Raw genomic sequence first — 17,572 nt, 5'->3', positions numbered from 1 at the left:
TGTTACCGGCCGCGCAAGCGGCCCCTTTTCCTGCCCGCCCCTGTCACACGAACGGAATCCCATTGGCCAAGAAGGACGAAAAACCGCACAAGAACGCACCGCTGATCGGCATCGACATCGGTGGCACGGGCATCAAGGGCGGCATTGTCGACCTGAAGAAGGGCAAGCTCCTGGGTGAGCGCTTCCGTGTGCCCACGCCCCAGCCCGCCACCCCGGAGGCTGTGGCCGAGGCCGTGGCCCTGGTGGTGGCCGAGCTTTCTGCGCGCCCCGAGGCTCCTGAAGCCGGCTCTCCCGTGGGCGTGACGTTCCCGGGGATCATCCAGCACGGCGTGGTCCATTCGGCCGCCAACGTGGACAAAAGCTGGCTGGACACCGACATCGATGCCCTCCTTACCGCGCGGCTGGGCCGTCCCGTCGAGGTCATCAACGACGCCGACGCCGCCGGCCTGGCCGAAGCACGCTACGGTGCCGGCGCCGGCGTGTCCGGCACGGTCCTGGTCATCACCCTCGGTACAGGCATCGGTTCGGCCTTCATCTTCGACGGCAAACTGGTCCCCAACGCCGAGCTGGGCCACCTTGAAATTGACGGCTTCGACGCCGAATCCAAGGCATCCGCTGTGGCCCGGGAACGGGACGGGCTGTCATGGGACGAGTACAGCGTGCTGCTTCAGCGCTACTTCTCCCACGTGGAGTTCCTGTTCTCGCCGGAACTGTTCATCGTGGGCGGCGGAATCTCGAAGCGCGCGGACGAGTACCTTCCCAACCTCAAGCTCCGCACCCCGATTGTCCCGGCTGTCCTGCGCAACGAGGCAGGCATTGTGGGCGCCGCCCTGGAAATCGCCCTGAAGCACAGGCTGGCCAAGTAGGAGTGGTGCCGGTGGCGGCTGCGGCTTCCCCTCCGCTGCCGCCACCGGAGTCTAGAGGGGGCTCTTCTCGGAGCTCTTGGCGTTGCCGGCCGGGCCTTTTGCGTCCTCTTCGGCCTCGTGGCGGAGCAGGGCGATAGCAGTTTCGAAATCCTCAAGGGACTCGAACGCCTGGTACACGCTGGCAAAGCGCAGGTATGCCACCTTGTCGAGTTTCTGCAGTGGTCCAAGGATCACCAGGCCCACCTCGTGGGCATCGATTTCGGCTGCACCGGACGCCCGGATTTGTTCTTCGACTTCCTGGGCCAGCATGGCGAGGTCATCCTCGCTCACGGGGCGGCCCTGGCAGGCCTTGCGGACTCCGTTGATGACCTTGCTGCGGCTGAAGGGTTCGCCCACGCCGGACCGCTTGATCACGGAGAGGCTGGTTGTTTCCACGGTGGTGAACCGGCGGCCGCATTCGGGGCACTGCCGGCGCCGGCGGATGGCTGAACCGTCATCCGCCATCCGGCTGTCCACCACGCGGGAATCGGGGTTGCGGCAGAACGGGCAGTACATGTCGTTCCCCCTTTTTCGCTTGTGGTGTGCAAGATTCCTAGGAAGCCATCAGCACCGCCGGGGGGCAATGCTGTGGCGCCTCCCAGTTTACGGGCACATGTGGGGTAATAACAATCCTGTAATTACTACATGTAGTGGTGTCACCCCTGGCCGGGGAACCGCACCGTGACGGCGTCGCCGTGGGCCGGAAGGTCCTCGGCCCGGGACAGGCTCACGATGTGCCCGCTGACCTCTGCCAGGGCTTCCCGGCTGTAGTTGACCACCTGGATGGCGCGCAGGAAGGTGGTGACGTTCAGGCCCGAGGAAAAGGCGGCGGTGCCACTGGTAGGCAGCACGTGGTTGGAGCCTGCGCAGTAGTCGCCCAGGCTCACCGGGCTGTAGTCGCCGACGAAGATTGCCCCCGCATTGCGGATCCGTGCAGCCACGGCTGCGGCATCGCGGGTCATGATTTCCAGGTGCTCGGCCGCGTAGGCGTCGCAGGCAGCGATCCCCTGCTCCAGTCCGTCCACCAGCACGACGCCGGACTGCGGGCCGGACAGCGCCTCCCGGACCCTCGCCGAGTGTTTGGTTGCAGCGGCCTGAAGCTCCAGTTCAGCGCGCACGGCCGCGGCCAGCTCTTCCGAATCGGTGATCAGGACCGATGCGGCCTTGGGATCGTGCTCGGCCTGGCTGAGCAGGTCTGCGGCAACCAGCGCCGGCTGGGCGGAGTCGTCGGCCAGGATGGCGATTTCCGTGGTTCCCGCCTCGGAGTCGATTCCAACAACGCCCTTGACCAGCCGTTTGGCCGTGGCGACGAAGATGTTCCCGGGCCCTGTCACCACATCGACGGGCTCCAGCGCGGGACCGGCCGGTGAGGCTTCGACGCCGTACGCGAAGGCGGCGATGGCCTGCGCACCGCCGATGGCATAGACCTCGGTGACGCCCAGCAGCGCCGCTGCGGCCAGGATGGTGGGGTGCGGCAGGCCGCCGAACTCCTTCTGCGGCGGTGAGGCCAGGGCAACGGATTCCACGCCTGCCGCGAGTGCGGGCACGACGTTCATGATCACCGATGAGGGGTACACGGCAAGGCCGCCGGGAACGTACAGCCCCACCCGCGCCACGGGGACCCAGTTCTGGCTGACGACGGCGCCGTCGCCAAGTTCGACGTCCACGTTGCGGGGGCGCTGGGCGTCAGCGAATTTCCGTGCCCGGCTGATCGATTCCTCCAGCGCGGCCCGCACCTCCGGTTCCAACTGGGCCAGCGCTGCGTCAATCGCCTCCCTGGGGACCAGCGGGTGGTCCTGGGCCACGCCGTCGAACCTTTCCGCCAAGTCCGCCAGCGCCGCAAAGCCGCGCTGCCGGACGGCGGAGATGATCTCCAGGACCTTTTCTTCGGCATCCGCCACGGTCTGGCCCTTGGCCCGGGGAACGGCGGCGCGCAGGGCTGCGAGCGTCAGGTTGCGGCCGCGAAGGTCGACGGTGCGGAAATCGACGGCGGCTGCCGCGGGGGCGGGAAACTCCGGGAAAGTGGTCACCGGACTATTTTACGGGGCCGTTCGCGCCTGCCTGTTCCGTCCCCTTCTCCCGGGGCTTCCTGCCCGCCCCGCCGAACAGTTCCAGCACGAAGACCGACATTGCCGTGGCGGCAGGCCACAGCAGCAGCACCGGCCACGCCCGGAGGGAAAAGGCGATGCTGGCGTTCGCCGACGCATCAACAGCAGGTCCCAAGAGCCGGCCTGCAAAAACCCCGGTCCCCCAGGCGAGTACACTGCCTGCCAGCGCTCCGGCAAGGCCGGTCAGCAGGGCCGCCTGCGGGTCCGCACGCCTGCCATCCGCCAGGAACACGGCCAGGAGGCAACCGGCCAGCACCAGGATCCCTGCCAGGGTGAGGTCGCGCGGAAGCCACACCAGGGGAACCGTGCCCGACGCCAGGGCGGGATCCCGTGTAACCAGGTTCAATCCGCCCGGCGCCAGGAGCCACCACAGGATGCCTGCCGGAATTCCGGCCGCCGCCGGAACCAGCAGCAGGGACCAGGGCAGCCGCCGTGCGGAGTTTGTCATGCATCACACCTTAACAAAGGTTCCTGCCAGGTGATCCGGCCACGCAGTGCGTGCGGCTGTTCTCCGCCCCGGCCGCGGGCCAATAGGCTTGGAGGAAGAGTTACACCACTTAGTGCAGGAGTTCCGGTGACCGACAGCAGCGAGCCGTTCGAGCAGACGTTCAGGGAGATGTTCCGCCGCCACGCCGCGGGCGTTGCCATCATCACCGTGAACTACCAGGACGAGCCCTACGGCTTCACCGCCACCTCGGTGGCGTCGCTGTCCGCCAAGCCGCCCCGGTTCACGTTCAACATGGCACGCAGTTCAAGGTCCTGGCCGGCCGTGGCCAACACCCAGTACCTGGGTGTGCACATGCTGGGGCTGGAGAACCAGGAACTGGCCGCCCGCTTTGCCCGCCCGGGCAACCGCTTCGAAGGCAACCACTGGGAGATCGGTCCGCACGGTGTGCCCATTCTGAAGGACGTCGCAGGGTGGCTGATCGGCGAGGTGCAGATGCGGCTCTCCTTCGAGAACAACGCGGTGGTGGTGGTCCAGGTGGTGGACGGCCAGGTGGGCGGCGAGGGATCACCCCTGCTGTACCACGGCGGCGCCTACGGGCAGCCCATGCCGCTGGATTACGAAATCTAGGCGCGGCACGCAGCCCCACCCCCGCCCCCAGCCACGAACCCGGGCAGGGCACGACGGCGGCAGGTGCCGGCCGCCGTCGGCTGTTCCTTTGTCAGGCGTCCAGGCAGGCGGGGCCCAGCAGGACCTTCAGGTCGCCGAACAGCGACGGGCTGGGGTTGACGCGGAGGTGGACCGGCAGGCCCATGATTTCCGTGCGGGTGTCTCCCTGCAGGTGCAGCCGCACCTCCGAATTGCCCCGGTGGGTGCGCAGCACATCGCCCAGCTCGGTGACCACGGCCTCGGTGGCCTTGTGGGTGGGCATGGTGATCACCAGGGGCCCGTTCAGCCCTTCGCTGAGGTCCGGGACGGACAACTCCATGCAGTTCAGGGTGATGGCGCCGTCGTCGCGCTTCTGCAGCCGGCCCTTGACCACCACGATCAGGTCCTCGGCGAGGACGGAGGCGATGGGCCCGTAAACCTGCCCGAAGAACATGACCTCGATCGAGCCGCCCAGGTCTTCGACCTCCGCCCGGGCGTAAGCGTTGCCGCTGGCTTTGGCGATGCGCCGGCTCAGCGACGTGATCATGCCCGCGATGGTGATGATGGCGCCGTCCTGCGGACCGTCCTCGCCCAGGATAGTGGTGATGCTCATCTCGGCGTGCTGGGCCAGAAGTCCCTCGAGGCCCTGCAGCGGATGGTCCGACACGTAGAGTCCCAGCATGTCCCGCTCGAAGGAGAGCTTGTCCTTCTTCTCCCACTCGGGCAGGTCCGGAATCTCGATGCTCAGGGAGGACGACTCCGAACCCGCTTCCTCGAATCCGGCGAAAAGGTCGAACTGGCCAATGGCCTCGTTGCGCTTGAGGGTGATGACGGAGTCGATCGCCTCTTCATGGATCATTGCCAGGGCACGGCGGTGGTGGCCCAGTGAGTCGAACGCCCCCGACTTGATGAGGGATTCGATGGTCCGCTTGTTGCAGACCACGGCCGGCACCTTCATCAGGTAGTCCTTGAACGAGGTGAAGGCGCCCTCGCTTTCGCGGGCGGCCACCATGGCCTCGACGGCGTTGACGCCCACATTGCGGATGGCACCCATGCCAAAGCGGATGTCGTTCCCCACCGGAGTGAAGTTCAGGGCGGACTCGTTGACGTCCGGCGGAAGGACCGTGATGCCCATGCGCCGGCACTCGTTGAGGTAGATTGCCGATTTGTCCTTGTCATCGCCCACCGAGGTCAGCAGGGCCGCCATGTATTCCGGCGCATAGTGCGCCTTGAGGTACGCGGTCCAGTAGGAGATCACGCCGTACGCGGCGGAGTGCGCCTTGTTGAAGGCGTAGTCGGAGAAGGGCAGCAGGATGTCCCAGAGGGTCTTGACGGCCTCCATGGAGTAGCCGTTGTCCTGCATGCCCTGGGAGAAGCCCGCAAACTGCTTGTCCAGCTCGGACTTCTTCTTCTTGCCCATGGCGCGGCGGAGGATGTCTGCCTGGCCCAGGGAATAGCCGGCCAGCTTCTGGGCCACGGCCATGACCTGCTCCTGGTACACAATCAGGCCATAGGTGCCGCCGAGGATTTCCTTGAGGGGTTCCTCGAGTTCCGGATGGATGGGGATCACTTCCTGGATCCCGTTCTTGCGCAGCGCGTAGTCGGTGTGGGCGTTGGCGCCCATGGGGCCCGGACGGTAGAGCGCCAGGACGGCGGAAATGTCTTCGAAGTTGTCAGGCTTCATGAGCTTGAGCAGCGACCGCATGGGACCGCCATCGAGCTGGAAGACACCCAGGGTGTCGCCGCGGGCCAGGAGTTCATAGGACTCGGCATCGTCCAGCTCGAGGTTTTCCAGGTCCAGCTCGATGCCCCGGTTCATCTTGATGTTCTCAAGGGCATCGGAAATGATCGTCAGGTTCCGCAGGCCCAGGAAGTCCATCTTGATCAGGCCAAGGCCCTCGGACGTGGGGTAGTCGAACTGGGTGATCACCTGGCCGTCCTGGAAACGGCGCATGATGGGGATGACGTCGATGATCGGGTCGGAGGACATGATCACGCCGGCCGCGTGCACGCCCCACTGCCGCTTCAGGCCTTCAATGCCCAGTGCCGTCTCGAAAACCTTGGCGGCTTCGGGGTCGGTGGCAATGAGCTGCCGGAAGTCCCCCGCCTCGCTGTAACGCTTGGCTTCCGGGTTCTGGATGTCCGCCAGCGGGATGTCCTTTGCCATCACGGCCGGCGGCAGTGCCTTGGTCAGCTGCTCGCCCATGCTGAAGGGGTAGCCAAGGACACGGGAGGAGTCCTTGAGGGCCTGCTTGGTCTTGATGGTGCCGTACGTGACGATCATGGCCACGCGCTCGTCGCCGTACTTCCGGGTCACATAGTCGATGACCTCGGAACGGCGCCGGTCATCGAAGTCGACGTCGAAGTCGGGCATGGAGACGCGGTCCGGGTTGAGGAACCGTTCGAAGATCAGTCCGTGGCGCAGGGGGTCGAGGTCGGTGATGCGCATGGCGTAGGCCACCATCGAGCCTGCACCCGAACCACGCCCGGGGCCCACCCGGATGCCGTTGTTCTTGGCCCAGTTGATGAAGTCGGCAACCACCAGGAAGTAGCCCGGGAAGCCCATGGAGGTGATGACGCCGAGCTCGTAGTCGGCCTGCTTGCGGACCTCGTCCGGTATGCCGCCCGGGTAACGGTACTTCAGGCCCTTGTCCACTTCCTTGACCAGCCAGGAGGTTTCGTCCTCGCCGGGCGGGCAGGGGAACCGCGGCATGTAGTTGGCATCCGTGTTGAAGGACACCTCGCAGCGCTCGGCGATGAGCAGGGTGTTGTCGCATGCCTCCGGGTGGTCGCGGAAGAGCTCCCGCATCTCCTGGGGGGATTTGAGGTAGTAGCCGCTCCCCGAGAACGCGAACCGCGAACCGCCGTTGTCATAGGTAGGTTCCAGCAGCGTGGAGCCGGACTGGATGGCCAGCAGCGCCTCGTGTGCCTTGGCGTCGTGCTCGTGGGTGTAGTGGAGGTCATTGGTGGCCACCAGCGGCAGGTTCAGGTCCTTGGCCAGCCGCAGCAGGTCACCGGTGACGCGCCGTTCAATGTCCAGCCCGTGGTCCATCAGTTCGCAGAAGTAGTTGTCCGCGCCGAAGATGTCCCGGAATTCGGCCGCTGCTTCCAGGGCTTCGCGGTACTGGCCGAGCCGGAGCCGGGTCTGGACCTCACCGGAGGGGCATCCGGTGGTGGCGATCAGCCCTTCCGAGTAGGTGTTCAGCAGTTCGCGGTCCAGCCGGGGCCACTTGCCGAACACCGAGTCAAGCGAGGCGATGGACGAGGCCCGGAACAGGTTCCGCATGCCCACGTTGTTGTAGCTCAGCAGCGTCATGTGGGTGTAGGACCCACCGCCGGAGACGTCGTCCTTGCGCTGGGATTCGTCGCCCCACCGGACGCGTTCCTTGTCCGTCCGGGCGGTGCCGGGGGTTACGTACGCCTCGACGCCGATGATCGGCTTGATGCCCTTGTCCGTGGCCTTTCGCCAGAAATCGAAGGCACCGAACAGGTAGCCGTGGTCCGTCGTGGCGAGGGCAGGCATGCCCAGGCGCTCGGTTTCGTCGAACAGCTCCCCCAGCCGGGCAGCTCCATCCAGCATGGAATATTCGGTGTGGGTGTGCAGGTGGACAAACGAATCTTTGCTGGAACTCACCGCACCATTCTAAGCGCTGCCGCTTTGCTGCTCCGCCAGGAGGCCCGTGTCAGGCCTGTCCCGATTCGAGTACTTCCAGTGCGTAAGCCAGGTCCTGGGGGTAGTCGCTGGTGACCGTGACGCGCTCCCCCGTCACGGGGTGGTCGAATGACAGTGCCCGGGCGTGCAGCCACTGGCGGGTAAGCCCAAGGGTGGCGGCAAGGCGGGGGTCGGCGCCGTACGTGAGGTCGCCGGCGCAGGGGTGGCGGAGTGCGGAGAAGTGGACCCGGATCTGGTGGGTCCGCCCGGTTTCAAGGTGGACCTCCACCAGGCTGGCCTTGCCGAATGCCTCCAGGACCTCGTAATGGGTCACCGAGGGGCGGCCATCCTCGATTACGGCAAAACGCCAGTCATGCCCGGGGTGGCGTCCGATGGGGGCGTCGATGGTCCCGGTCAGGGGATCGGGAAGGCCCTGCACCACCGCGTGGTAGACCTTGTCCACCGTGCGCTCCTTGAAGGCGCGTTTCAGGGCTGTGTAGGCCCGCTCGGACTTGGCCACGACCATCACGCCGGAGGTCCCGACGTCGAGGCGGTGGACGATTCCTGCCCGCTCCGGGGCACCCGACGTGGAGATGCGGTACCCGGCGGCGGCCAGGCCCCCTACCACTGTGGGCCCCACCCAGCCGGGCGAGGGATGGGCGGCCACGCCCACGGGTTTGTCGACGACGACGAAATCGTCGTCGTCGAGCAGGATGTTCAGGCCTTCCACAATCTCCTCCACGACTTCCAGCGGGTCACGCCGCTCCGGGACGGTGACGTCCAGGACGTCCCCGGCCACAAGTTTTGCCGACTTTCCCAGTGCCTTGCCCCGGTTCAGGACGTGGCCCTCCGCCAGCAGGGACGCGGCCACGGAACGGGATACCCCCAAAAGGCCGGCCAGCCCGGCGTCAGCCCGCGTCCCGCCGTATTCGTCAGCCACCACAACGCGCTCAGTCATGGGCGGTCTTTTCCTTGTGCGCGTTCCCCAGCCGGGTTCCGTCCAGCGCGATTCCGCGGATGGTCAGGATGCAGATGATGGCGACGGCGGAGACGACGGCCGAGTCGGCGATGTTGAAGATGGCGAAATTGGGCAGCTGGATGAAGTCCACCACGTGGCCCATGCCGAAGGACGGTTCGCGGAAGAGCCGGTCGGTGAGGTTGCCCAGGGCCCCGCCGAGCAGCAAACCCAAGGCAAGGGACCACCAGGCAGAACCCAGCCTGCGCACCTGGAAAAGGATGGCGACGGCCACGGCGGCCATGATGATGGAAAACACCCACGTGACATTCTCACCAATGGAAAACGCGGCACCCGAATTCCGGATGAAGTACCAGTGCAGGAGGGGCGGCAGGACGGGAATCCGCTCCCCTTCCACCATGGTGGACGTGACCCAGAGTTTGGTCAGCTGGTCCAGGACGTAGGCGAAAACCGCGAACCCGGCGAACAGGGACAGCAGCACTGCCCGGCGCGGGCGTGGTGAGGGTGGGACAGGGCGTGCCGCATCCGCAGCGAGTTCGTCAGTCATGGTGCTTTCAATTCGTGGTGCTGGGTCTCAATGCCAAAAGCCGGTGGCCGAGGAATCCTCAGCCACCGGCTTTCAGAATACGTGCTGCCAGACTTAGTTGGCTTCGCTGACTTCCGGGGTCGCTACGGAGCCGCGGGCATCCAGGTCGCGGAGCTGGCCCTCGATGTAGGCCTTCAGGCGTGAACGGTAGTCGCGTTCGAAGCCGCGGAGCTGCTCCACCTTGCGTTCCAGGACGGAGCGCTGCTGCTCCAGCGCGCCGAGGATCTTGCGGGACTTCTCCTGGGCGTCGTTGACGAGGCTGCTGGCTTCGATCTGCGCTTCGGCGATGATCTTGTCCTTCTGGGCCTGTCCGTCGGCGACGTGGCGGTCGTGCATCTGCTGCGCCATGGCCAGCAGGCCGGCAGCGGATTCAGCGGAAGGAGTGGCCACGCCTGCAGGGGCGGCCGGTGCGGCGGCAGCCGGGGCAGCCGGCTGGATGTCCTTCTTCTTGGCTTCGGCAGCCTTCGCCTCGGCCTCAGCCTTTTCACGGGCCTCGTCCTTGTCGGCCTTGACCGGCGCGGGGACCTTCTCCACCACGGGGGCGGCAGCTGAGCTGGCCGGAACACTCGAACCTGCTTCGGCGAGCTTCTTGCGGAGCTCGTCGTTTTCCTGGTTCAGGCGGCGGAGTTCAACGACGATTTCGTCCAGGAAGTCGTCAACCTCGTCCTGGTCATAGCCCTCGCGGAACTTGGTGGGCTGAAAGCGCTTGTTGACAACGTCTTCTGGCGTCAAAGCCATCTGGTCACCTCACTGGTCTGGTTAGTCAGTAGGCCTTCCGGCCGTCAAAACTACGGTACCTAAATTTGGTCTGCTTACTCTAATTCAACACTGCGGTGTCAAACGCGAGGTTTCTTCGCTTTACACTAGCTGTTCCCGGGGGGAACACCTTGCATTGCCCGGCCCTGGTGGGTAAATCAGGCCAGTCCCCTGGTGACGCTCATCGCAATGCTGACGCCGATGAACAGGATCAGGAAGCCCAGGTCCAGGGAGACGCCGCCGAGCCGGAGCGGCGGAATCATGCGCCGCAGGCCCTTCAGCGGCGGGTCGGTAATGGAATACACGGCGTGCGCCACCACCAGAGCCGCGCCCCGGGGCCGCCAGTCCCTGGCAAACATCTGCACCCAGTCGAACACCAGGCGGATGATGAGGGCGACAAAGAACAGCAGCAGGGCGAGATAGAGAAGTCCGAAAACAATTCCCATGACTTATTTCATATCTCCATGTTCGTGCGGCCCATCCATCGTGGCGGCCGGGATCGTACTGCCGGTGTCTTGTCTATTTCAGCACAGATGCCAGACAGGTGTCCCTGCCTGGCATCTGTGTGCAGCCTCTGCGCTCAGCTTTGGTTGAAAAAACTGGCCTGCGTATCGCTGGCCTTCTTGTCGTCACCGATCACTTCAACGTAGGACGGTGAGAGCAGGAACACCTTGTTGGTCACCCGCTCAATGCTTCCCCTCAGGCCAAAGACAAGTCCGGCCGAGAAGTCCACCAGGCGCTTGGCATCGGCCTCACCCATGTCCGTGACGTTCATGATCACCGGAATCCCGTCCCGGAAACTCTCACCGATGAGCTTGGCATCGTTGTAGGAGCGCGGGTGGATGGTAGTGATCTGGCGAAGTCCAGTGTTCTCTTCGCGGCTGGAAGCCGCACGCTTAATGGGGGTCACAGGGGCGCGGTATTCCTCTTCAGGGGCGTAGGACGCCTCGCGGCTGACTTCGCGGACCGGCGCCGGAGCGCGGCGTTCCTCGCGGTCAACTTCCATCGGTTCGTCCTCATCCTTACGTGTGGTCGTTTGCTCGGGCTCGTAATGCTCATCGCCGTCGGCGAGCCCAAGATAGATCATTGTCTTGCGCAGAGCGCCGGCCATGGTCGACTCCTAATCGTGTCCCGTAAGCGGGCCGCCCAATGATTTGACAGCACTGGAGTCCCCCGCCCATCACTTCCAATAGCTCCGACGCTACCCCACGGCGGGACGGGAACCGAGAACATCCGAACCGATTCGCAGGTGTGTCGCCCCGAACTTAATGGCCGCCTCCAGGTCCTGGCTCATGCCTGCCGATATGGCAGTGGCGGAGGGGTAGTCCGCAGCCAGCCGGGCGGAAATTCCCGCGAGCTGTTCGAACGCCGGCTCAGGTGGCGCGCCCAGCGGGGCAACTGCCATCACGCCGGCCAGGTTCAGGCCTTCCGACCCGGCGACCCGTTCTGCCAGGAGTGGCACGTCGGTGGGGTCCGCACCGCCGCGGTGCGTGCCGCCGTCGTGCTCAAGGCTGACCTGGATGAAGCAGTCCAGGGGTGCCCGCCCGGTGGCGTCCATTTCGTGGCGAACCGCCTTGGCCAGCGCCTCCACGAGCTGGGGCCGGTCTACGGAATGGACGGCGGAGGCATAGCGGGCCACGGACTTGGCCTTCTTGGTCTGCAGTTGGCCAACGAAATGCCACGTCAGGTCCAGGTCTGCCAGCTCGAGGGCTTTGGCGGCAGCCTCCTGGTCCCGGTTCTCGCCCACATCCGTAACTCCAAGGGCGGCCAGGCGCCGGATATCGTCCGCGGGGTGGAACTTCGTGACCACGATCAGGGAGGGCAGCCTGTCCCCGCGGCCGGCGCCCGCAGCCGCGGCTGCGATGCGCTTCCGTACGGCGGCAAGCCGTTCCGCAAGTTCGGCACTGCGCGAGTCATCCGCACTGCCGTGCCCGGTACCTGCAACCTCAGTCATGGCACCAGACCAACCCGGCAAAACGGCCGGTATTGCGGTCGCGGCGGTACGAATAGAGCGTTTCCGTCTCAAGGGTGCAGCCCCCTGCGTATTCCACGCCCACGCCCGCACCCTCGAGCTGGCTGCGCGCACCGGCAGGAAGGTCCAGGGCAGGTGTCCCCCAGGACGTGGTGCTCCGGGCGGCGGGGACCACGGCAGCCACCTCATCCCGCAGTGCTGCAGGAACCTCGTAGCAGGACCCGCAGATTGAGGGTCCCAGCCAGGCCCGGATCCGTGACGCGCCAAGGGACTGCATGCTGTCCACGGCGGCAGGAAGGACACCGTTTGCGATGCCCGGGCGGCCGGCGTGCACCGCGGCAATCACGGGCCCGGCCGCGGACTCCCCGGCAAGCAGCACCGGAATGCAGTCCGCAACCATGACGGCCAGCGGAAGTCCGCGGGACACCATGGCGTCGGCTTCAGGGCCGGGAGACTCCGCTTCCATCAGCGCCACGCTGGTCCCGTGGACCTGGTTCATGAAGCGGAGCGCCCGGGGCGCGACTCCGATGGACCGCTCCAGGCGTGCCCTGCGCTCCAGGACGGCAGCGGGATCGTCTCCTACATGCAGGGCAAGGTTTCCCGCATGCACGTCGGTGAATGCGGCCGACACCCCGGGGAGGATGTCGGCGCGCCAGTGGAACAAACCGGTGCCTACTTCAGGAAGTCGGGGACATCCAGGTCATCCGGGTGGGTGCCGGTCAGGTCCGGCTCCACGACGGAGGGCAGGTCGACGTCGAAGCCCGAGTCAGCGGGGACGGCAGCGGGGCGCTGCTGCCCCCAGTTGCTGAGTCCCGCGGCACCAACACCGGCATGGATCGGCTGGACGTTCTGCTGGTGGTTTCCGTTGCCCTGGTGGTTTCCGTTTTGGGGGTGGGCAGAGGCGGGCGCCGCGGCAGGGGCAGCGGGCCGCTGCGGGGCGGTCTGCGGCTGGGACTGGTCCATGGAGGGCGAGGTGGCCTTGACGTCGTCGAATCCGGCAGCGATGACCGTGACGCGTGCTTCATCGCCCAGGGCATCGTCGATGACGGCACCGAAGATGATATTGGCCTCGGGGTGGGCCACTTCCTGGACCAGCCGCGCAGCCTCGTTGATTTCGAACAGGCCAAGGTCCGAGCCGCCCTGGATGGACAGCAGGACGCCGTGGGCGCCGTCGATGGACGCTTCCAGCAGCGGCGAGGCGATGGCCAGTTCGGCCGCCTTGACGGCGCGGTCTTCGCCACGGGCGGAACCGATGCCCATGAGGGCCGAGCCGGCACCCTGCATGACGGACTTGACGTCGGCGAAGTCCAGGTTGATCAGGCCGGGCGTGGTGATGAGGTCGGTGATGCCCTGGACACCGGACAGCAGGACCTGGTCCGCGGAGCGGAAGGCGTCGAGCACGGACACGTTGCGGTCGCTGATGGACAGCAAACGGTCGTTGGGGATCACGATCAGGGTATCCACCTCGTCGCGCAGGGCGTCGATGCCGGCCTCGGCGGAACCGGCACGGCGGCGGCCCTCGAAGGTGAACGGGCGGGTGACCACGCCGATGGTCAGGGCGCCGAGCGAGCGGGCAATGCGGGCGACGACGGGCGCGCCGCCGGTACCGGTGCCGCCGCCTTCGCCGGCGGTGACGAAGACCATGTCGGCGCCGCGCAGGACTTCCTCGATCTCGTCCGCGTGGTCCTCGGCGGCCTGCTTGCCCACCTCGGGATTGGCGCCGGCGCCCAGGCCCCGGGTCAGTTCCCGTCCGACGTCGAGCTTCACGTCGGCGTCGCTCATGAGCAGGGCCTGGGCGTCGGTGTTGATGGCGATGAATTCAACACCCCTGAGGCCGACCTCGATCATGCGGTTGACTGCGTTCACGCCACCGCCGCCGATGCCGACGACTTTGATGACGGCCAAGTAATTCTGCGGAGCTGCCACGTTACGTGTCCCTTGTTCGTGTCTTATTGCGAAAACTGATGGAGAGCTTGAAGCCTGCAACCTTAACCTTCGAGTTGAAGGTTATAGTTATGTCAAGTAACTCTTGTCTGTGACGGTATTTCCTCTGGTTCCCACATTCAATAACCGGGTCCGCGTGTCGGATTAATACCGGGAAAGAAAGCGCTCAGCGCGTCACGGGGTGCCGGGGCACACTGACATCGTAGACCCTGACCGGATTCTTGGGATCGGCCGGAGCCTTGAGGAGGGCGGCCAGGACCTTGGCCTTGAGTTCCTTCTCGGAGGCGTTGCCCCACACGATGGTCTGGCCGTCCACCAGCTTGAGTTCAACGGCGTCCACGGACTGCGCGGACGCGTTCGAGAGCTTCGCCAGCACGTCGGCCGGCAGGGCCCCCAGGACGGCGGCGGTGGCGCGGAACAGGTCCTGGCCGATCGCGCCGGCGCCGCCGTCGATCACCGGCAGCGACGCCGACGCCGGATCGTCCGTGGTAGCCAGCTGGACGCCGTCGACGTCCACCAGCTGGTACTGCTCCCCCTGCTTGACCAGCGCCACGGGCACCCGCTCGTGCACTGCGACGGCGAGGGTGGACGGCGGCCGTGCCTCGACGGACACCGACTTGACCTGGATCAGGTTGTCCAGCAGCCTGCGGACGTCGTTGTCGCTGATCTGCGGCAGCGGCTTGCCACGCAGGGGCTCCAGCGCAGCCTGCACCTGGGCCGGGTTGAGCAGCCGCGTGCCTGTCACCGAGACGTTCTGCAGGGCAAGGACCGGTGAGTAGACGGCTCCGGCCAGCAGCCCGGCCACCAGAACCAGCACCGTTCCCACGGCGAGGAGGATCTTCTTCCGGCGGCGCCGGCCTTTGGGCTCAGGGAACGCAAGGACTGTCGCGCCGGAGGCCTGCTGTTCCTTGGCCGGATTGGAGGGCGCCTGGTCCGGGACGCTGCGGGATGCGGTAATCACGTCGCCGCTGCCACCGGCTGCGGGGGTCGGGGAAGATGCGGCCCCCTTGGGGGCATTGTCACCTGCGTTGTTCGCGGCGGTTTTCCCGGAGCCGGGATCGGGCCGCCTGTTCCGGGCGGCCGGGGCGTAGGTGGGGCGTCGGGAGCTAGGCACTCAGTGCCTCCACAATTTTCGGGCCGTAGGCTGTGACGTCGCCGGCGCCCACGGTAAGGACAACGTCCCCGTCCGCAGCGGCCCGTGCCAGGGTGCCTACGGCGTCGTCGGCCGTGACCAGCCGACCGCCCTCCGTGAGGTGGTCCGCGATGAGCTGGCTCGTGACGCCCGGGATCGGGTCTTCCCTCGCCGGGTAGATGTCCAGGACCAGGGCGGTATCGGCCAGGTTCAGGGCATCGGCGAACTCTGCCGCGAATTCACGGGTCCGGGAAAACAGGTGCGGCTGGAACAGGACATGGACCTTGTGGCCGCCTGCCACCGAGCGGGCTGCGGTGAGGGCGGCGCGGACCTCCGTGGGGTGGTGCGCGTAGTCGTCGAATACCCGCACGCCCCGTGCCCCACCTTTGAGCTCAAAGCGGCGGGATGCGCCGGAGAAGCGGGCCAGGCCGGCGGCCGCGGCTGCCGCGTCCACCCCGAGTTCTAGGGCCACCGCAAAGGCGGCTGCGGCGTTCAGCGCGTTGTGCCGTCCGGGCACCTGCAATGACAAAGGGAACCGCGCACCGCCGGCGGATATGGCAACCTGCCCCGGGCCGCCGTCGTCCAGCCTGACGTCCGCCGCATCACCGGTGCCGTACAGGACCACCCGTGTGTTGCCCCGCGCCCGGGTCCGCTCCGCCAGGGCCAGGGCTCCGGCGTCGTCGGCGCAGGCCACCAGGAGGCCGTCAGCGGGCAACAGGGCCGTGAAGCGGTCGAACGACTCGTAGACGGCTTCAGCGGTGCCGTAGTAATCAAGGTGGTCAGGTTCCACGTTGGTGACGACGGCGATGCGGGGCCGGTAGTTCAGGAAGGAGCCGTCGGATTCATCAGCCTCGGCGACGAAGATCCCGGACGTACCATGCGCAGCGTTCACGCCGAGTGCGGGGATGTTGGCGCCGACGGCAAAGGACGGATCCAGGCCCGCCGCGCGGAGCAGCACCGTCACCATCGAGGTGGTGGTGGACTTGCCGTGTGTTCCAGCGACCGTTACCACGGTGTCGTCGCCCATGGTGGCTGCCAGGGCCTGGGACCGGTGCAGCACCGGCAGTCCCGCCTTCCGCGCCGTGGCGAGCTCGGGGTTGTCCCCGCGGATGGCCGAGCCCGCAACCACGGTCTGCGCGTCGGCCAGGTTTCCGGCGGAATAGCCGACGGCGATGCGCGCCCCGGCCGCGGCGAGGTCGGCCATGACGGGCAGGTCCTTCGCATCGGATCCGCTGACCGGGACTCCGCGCGCCACCATGATGCGGGCCACGGCGGACATGCCGACTCCCCCGATGCCGATGAAGTGCACCTTTCCCAGGGATTCCAGCCGGGGGGTGTTGTGGGGGCTCATGCAGATACCGCTTCCAGGACAAGACCAGCCATGCGCTGGTCGGCATTTCGGATTCCGAGCCGGTAGGACTTGGCTTCCATTTCGGCCAGCCGTGCTTTATCGGTGACCAGCGGGATCAGCTCCCGGGCAACCCATTCCGGAGTGAAGTCACGGTCGGCCACCAGCACTGCTCCGCCTGCGGCGACCAGGCCGGCCGCGTTCAGCGCCTGTTCCCCGTTTCCGATGGGCAGCGGCACCAGGACTGCCGGGACGCCGACTGCGGCCACTTCGCTCACCGTTGCCGCTCCCGACCGGGCCAGGAGAAGGTCGGCCGCGGCATAGGCAAGCTCCATGCCGTCGATGTACTCCACCTGCCGGTAGCCATCCGCAGCGAGGGGTTGGCCCGTTTGGTCCAGGACTGTCTTGCCGCGGCCGGTGATGTGGAGGGTCTGGATACCGGCGTCCGCAAGGTGGCCAACGGCGGCGGCGATTGTCCGGTTGATGCTCTGGGCGCCGGAGGAACCGCCGGTGACGATCAGGGTCGGCTGCTGGGGATCGAGCCCCAGCGCCTCGCGTGCGGCGGTGCGGGCGCTCTTCCGGTCCAGGCCGGAAATCTCCTTCCGCATGGGCATGCCCACGTGCACGGCATTGGGCAGCGGGGTGCCCTCGAAGGCCACGGCAACCCGGCCCTTCAGGAAGGCCCCCACGCGGTTGGCCAGTCCCGGACGGGCGTTGGCTTCATGGATCACCATGGGGATCCGGCGCTTCCGCGCCGCCAGGTACATCGGCGTGCATACGTAACCGCCTACGCCCACCAGGACATCGGCCTGCGCCCGGTCCAGGATGGCGCCGGCCTGGCGGACTGCGCCGGCCAGCCTGGCCGGCAGGCGGAGCAGGTCTGCGGAGGGCTTGCGCGGAAGCGGCACGCGGTCGATCGTGGCCAGCTGCACGCCGGCGGCCGGAACCAGCCGGGTTTCCATGCCTGAGGGCGTACCAACCGCCAGGATGGCGGCATCCGGGGCTTCGCTCCGGAGGGCGGCGGCGATGGCGAGCAGCGGGCTGATATGGCCCGCCGTTCCGCCGCCGGCCAGGACAATGGAAGGGTGTGTCGCAGTCAT

The 17,572-nt window shown here is 66.7% G+C and carries 17 protein-coding genes; 2 read left to right on the top strand and 15 right to left on the bottom strand.

The window, feature by feature from the left end:
- The first annotated feature begins 62 nt into the window (after positions 1-62).
- Positions 63-866 carry a polyphosphate--glucose phosphotransferase gene (gene ppgK, locus FB478_RS00390; RefSeq protein ID WP_134164395.1) on the top strand — a complete coding sequence of 268 codons (804 nt, stop codon included), beginning with the start codon at positions 63-65 and terminating at the stop codon, positions 864-866.
- A gap of 51 nt (positions 867-917) precedes the next feature.
- Here ppgK and nrdR read toward each other — a convergent pair whose 3' ends face one another.
- From nrdR to FB478_RS00375, 3 genes are all read right to left on the bottom strand, one after another.
- Positions 918-1,421, bottom strand: coding sequence for a transcriptional regulator NrdR (nrdR, locus tag FB478_RS00385; RefSeq protein WP_018771535.1), 504 nt, complete (start codon positions 1,419-1,421; stop codon positions 918-920).
- A 140-nt stretch (positions 1,422-1,561) separates the two neighbouring features.
- A complete protein-coding gene (gene hisD / locus FB478_RS00380) occupies positions 1,562-2,935 on the bottom strand; it encodes a histidinol dehydrogenase (RefSeq protein WP_144599607.1) in 1,374 nt (457 codons plus the stop codon).
- Positions 2,936-2,939: 4 nt separating this feature from the next.
- On the bottom strand, positions 2,940-3,461 hold the full coding sequence (locus FB478_RS00375; protein WP_018771533.1) for a hypothetical protein: 522 nt from the start codon (positions 3,459-3,461) through the stop codon (positions 2,940-2,942).
- A 126-nt stretch (positions 3,462-3,587) separates the two neighbouring features.
- Here FB478_RS00375 and FB478_RS00370 point away from each other — a divergent pair, with 126 nt between their 5' ends.
- Positions 3,588-4,088 carry a flavin reductase family protein gene (locus FB478_RS00370; RefSeq protein WP_018771532.1) on the top strand — a complete coding sequence of 167 codons (501 nt, stop codon included), beginning with the start codon at positions 3,588-3,590 and terminating at the stop codon, positions 4,086-4,088.
- A gap of 91 nt (positions 4,089-4,179) precedes the next feature.
- Here the strand turns inward: FB478_RS00370 and dnaE are convergent, their stop codons facing one another.
- The 12 genes from dnaE to murG form a co-directional block, all read right to left on the bottom strand.
- Complete coding sequence (dnaE, locus tag FB478_RS00365) at positions 4,180-7,740, bottom strand: DNA polymerase III subunit alpha (protein ID WP_018771531.1); 3,561 nt, start codon at positions 7,738-7,740, stop codon at positions 4,180-4,182.
- Positions 7,741-7,789: 49 nt separating this feature from the next.
- Positions 7,790-8,716: an RluA family pseudouridine synthase gene (locus tag FB478_RS00360; RefSeq protein ID WP_056389777.1), complete on the bottom strand. Its 927-nt coding sequence runs from the start codon at positions 8,714-8,716 to the stop codon at positions 7,790-7,792.
- On the bottom strand, positions 8,709-9,281 hold the full coding sequence (gene lspA / locus FB478_RS00355; RefSeq protein ID WP_144599605.1) for a signal peptidase II: 573 nt from the start codon (positions 9,279-9,281) through the stop codon (positions 8,709-8,711). Before lspA ends, FB478_RS00360 begins: the two co-directional genes overlap by 8 nt.
- A gap of 93 nt (positions 9,282-9,374) precedes the next feature.
- Positions 9,375-10,058: a DivIVA domain-containing protein gene (locus FB478_RS00350; protein WP_056389772.1), complete on the bottom strand. Its 684-nt coding sequence runs from the start codon at positions 10,056-10,058 to the stop codon at positions 9,375-9,377.
- Positions 10,059-10,234: 176 nt separating this feature from the next.
- Positions 10,235-10,522, bottom strand: coding sequence for a YggT family protein (locus FB478_RS00345; RefSeq protein WP_018771527.1), 288 nt, complete (start codon positions 10,520-10,522; stop codon positions 10,235-10,237).
- Positions 10,523-10,656: 134 nt separating this feature from the next.
- On the bottom strand, positions 10,657-11,187 hold the full coding sequence (locus tag FB478_RS00340; RefSeq protein ID WP_018771526.1) for a cell division protein SepF: 531 nt from the start codon (positions 11,185-11,187) through the stop codon (positions 10,657-10,659).
- 90 nt (positions 11,188-11,277) lie between these two features.
- Positions 11,278-12,030, bottom strand: coding sequence for a YggS family pyridoxal phosphate-dependent enzyme (locus FB478_RS00335; RefSeq protein WP_144599603.1), 753 nt, complete (start codon positions 12,028-12,030; stop codon positions 11,278-11,280).
- On the bottom strand, positions 12,023-12,712 hold the full coding sequence (pgeF, locus tag FB478_RS00330; protein WP_018771524.1) for a peptidoglycan editing factor PgeF: 690 nt from the start codon (positions 12,710-12,712) through the stop codon (positions 12,023-12,025). Before pgeF ends, FB478_RS00335 begins: the two co-directional genes overlap by 8 nt.
- Positions 12,713-12,720: 8 nt before the next feature.
- Positions 12,721-13,974: a cell division protein FtsZ gene (gene ftsZ / locus FB478_RS00325; protein ID WP_018771523.1), complete on the bottom strand. Its 1,254-nt coding sequence runs from the start codon at positions 13,972-13,974 to the stop codon at positions 12,721-12,723.
- 184 nt (positions 13,975-14,158) lie between these two features.
- Entirely contained in the window at positions 14,159-15,106 is a 948-nt protein-coding gene (locus tag FB478_RS00320; protein ID WP_395858333.1) for a cell division protein FtsQ/DivIB, read from the bottom strand.
- Positions 15,099-16,475, bottom strand: coding sequence for a UDP-N-acetylmuramate--L-alanine ligase (gene murC, locus FB478_RS00315; protein WP_144599601.1), 1,377 nt, complete (start codon positions 16,473-16,475; stop codon positions 15,099-15,101). Before murC ends, FB478_RS00320 begins: the two co-directional genes overlap by 8 nt.
- On the bottom strand, positions 16,472-17,572 hold the full coding sequence (gene murG, locus FB478_RS00310) for an undecaprenyldiphospho-muramoylpentapeptide beta-N-acetylglucosaminyltransferase (RefSeq protein ID WP_144599599.1): 1,101 nt from the start codon (positions 17,570-17,572) through the stop codon (positions 16,472-16,474). The genes murC and murG overlap by 4 nt, the downstream gene beginning before the upstream one ends.

Origin of the sequence: Arthrobacter sp. AG367 (assembly GCF_007828995.1) — a bacterium.
Taxonomy (GTDB): domain Bacteria; phylum Actinomycetota; class Actinomycetes; order Actinomycetales; family Micrococcaceae; genus Arthrobacter.
This window is presented reverse-complemented; position numbering and strand designations above follow the sequence as displayed.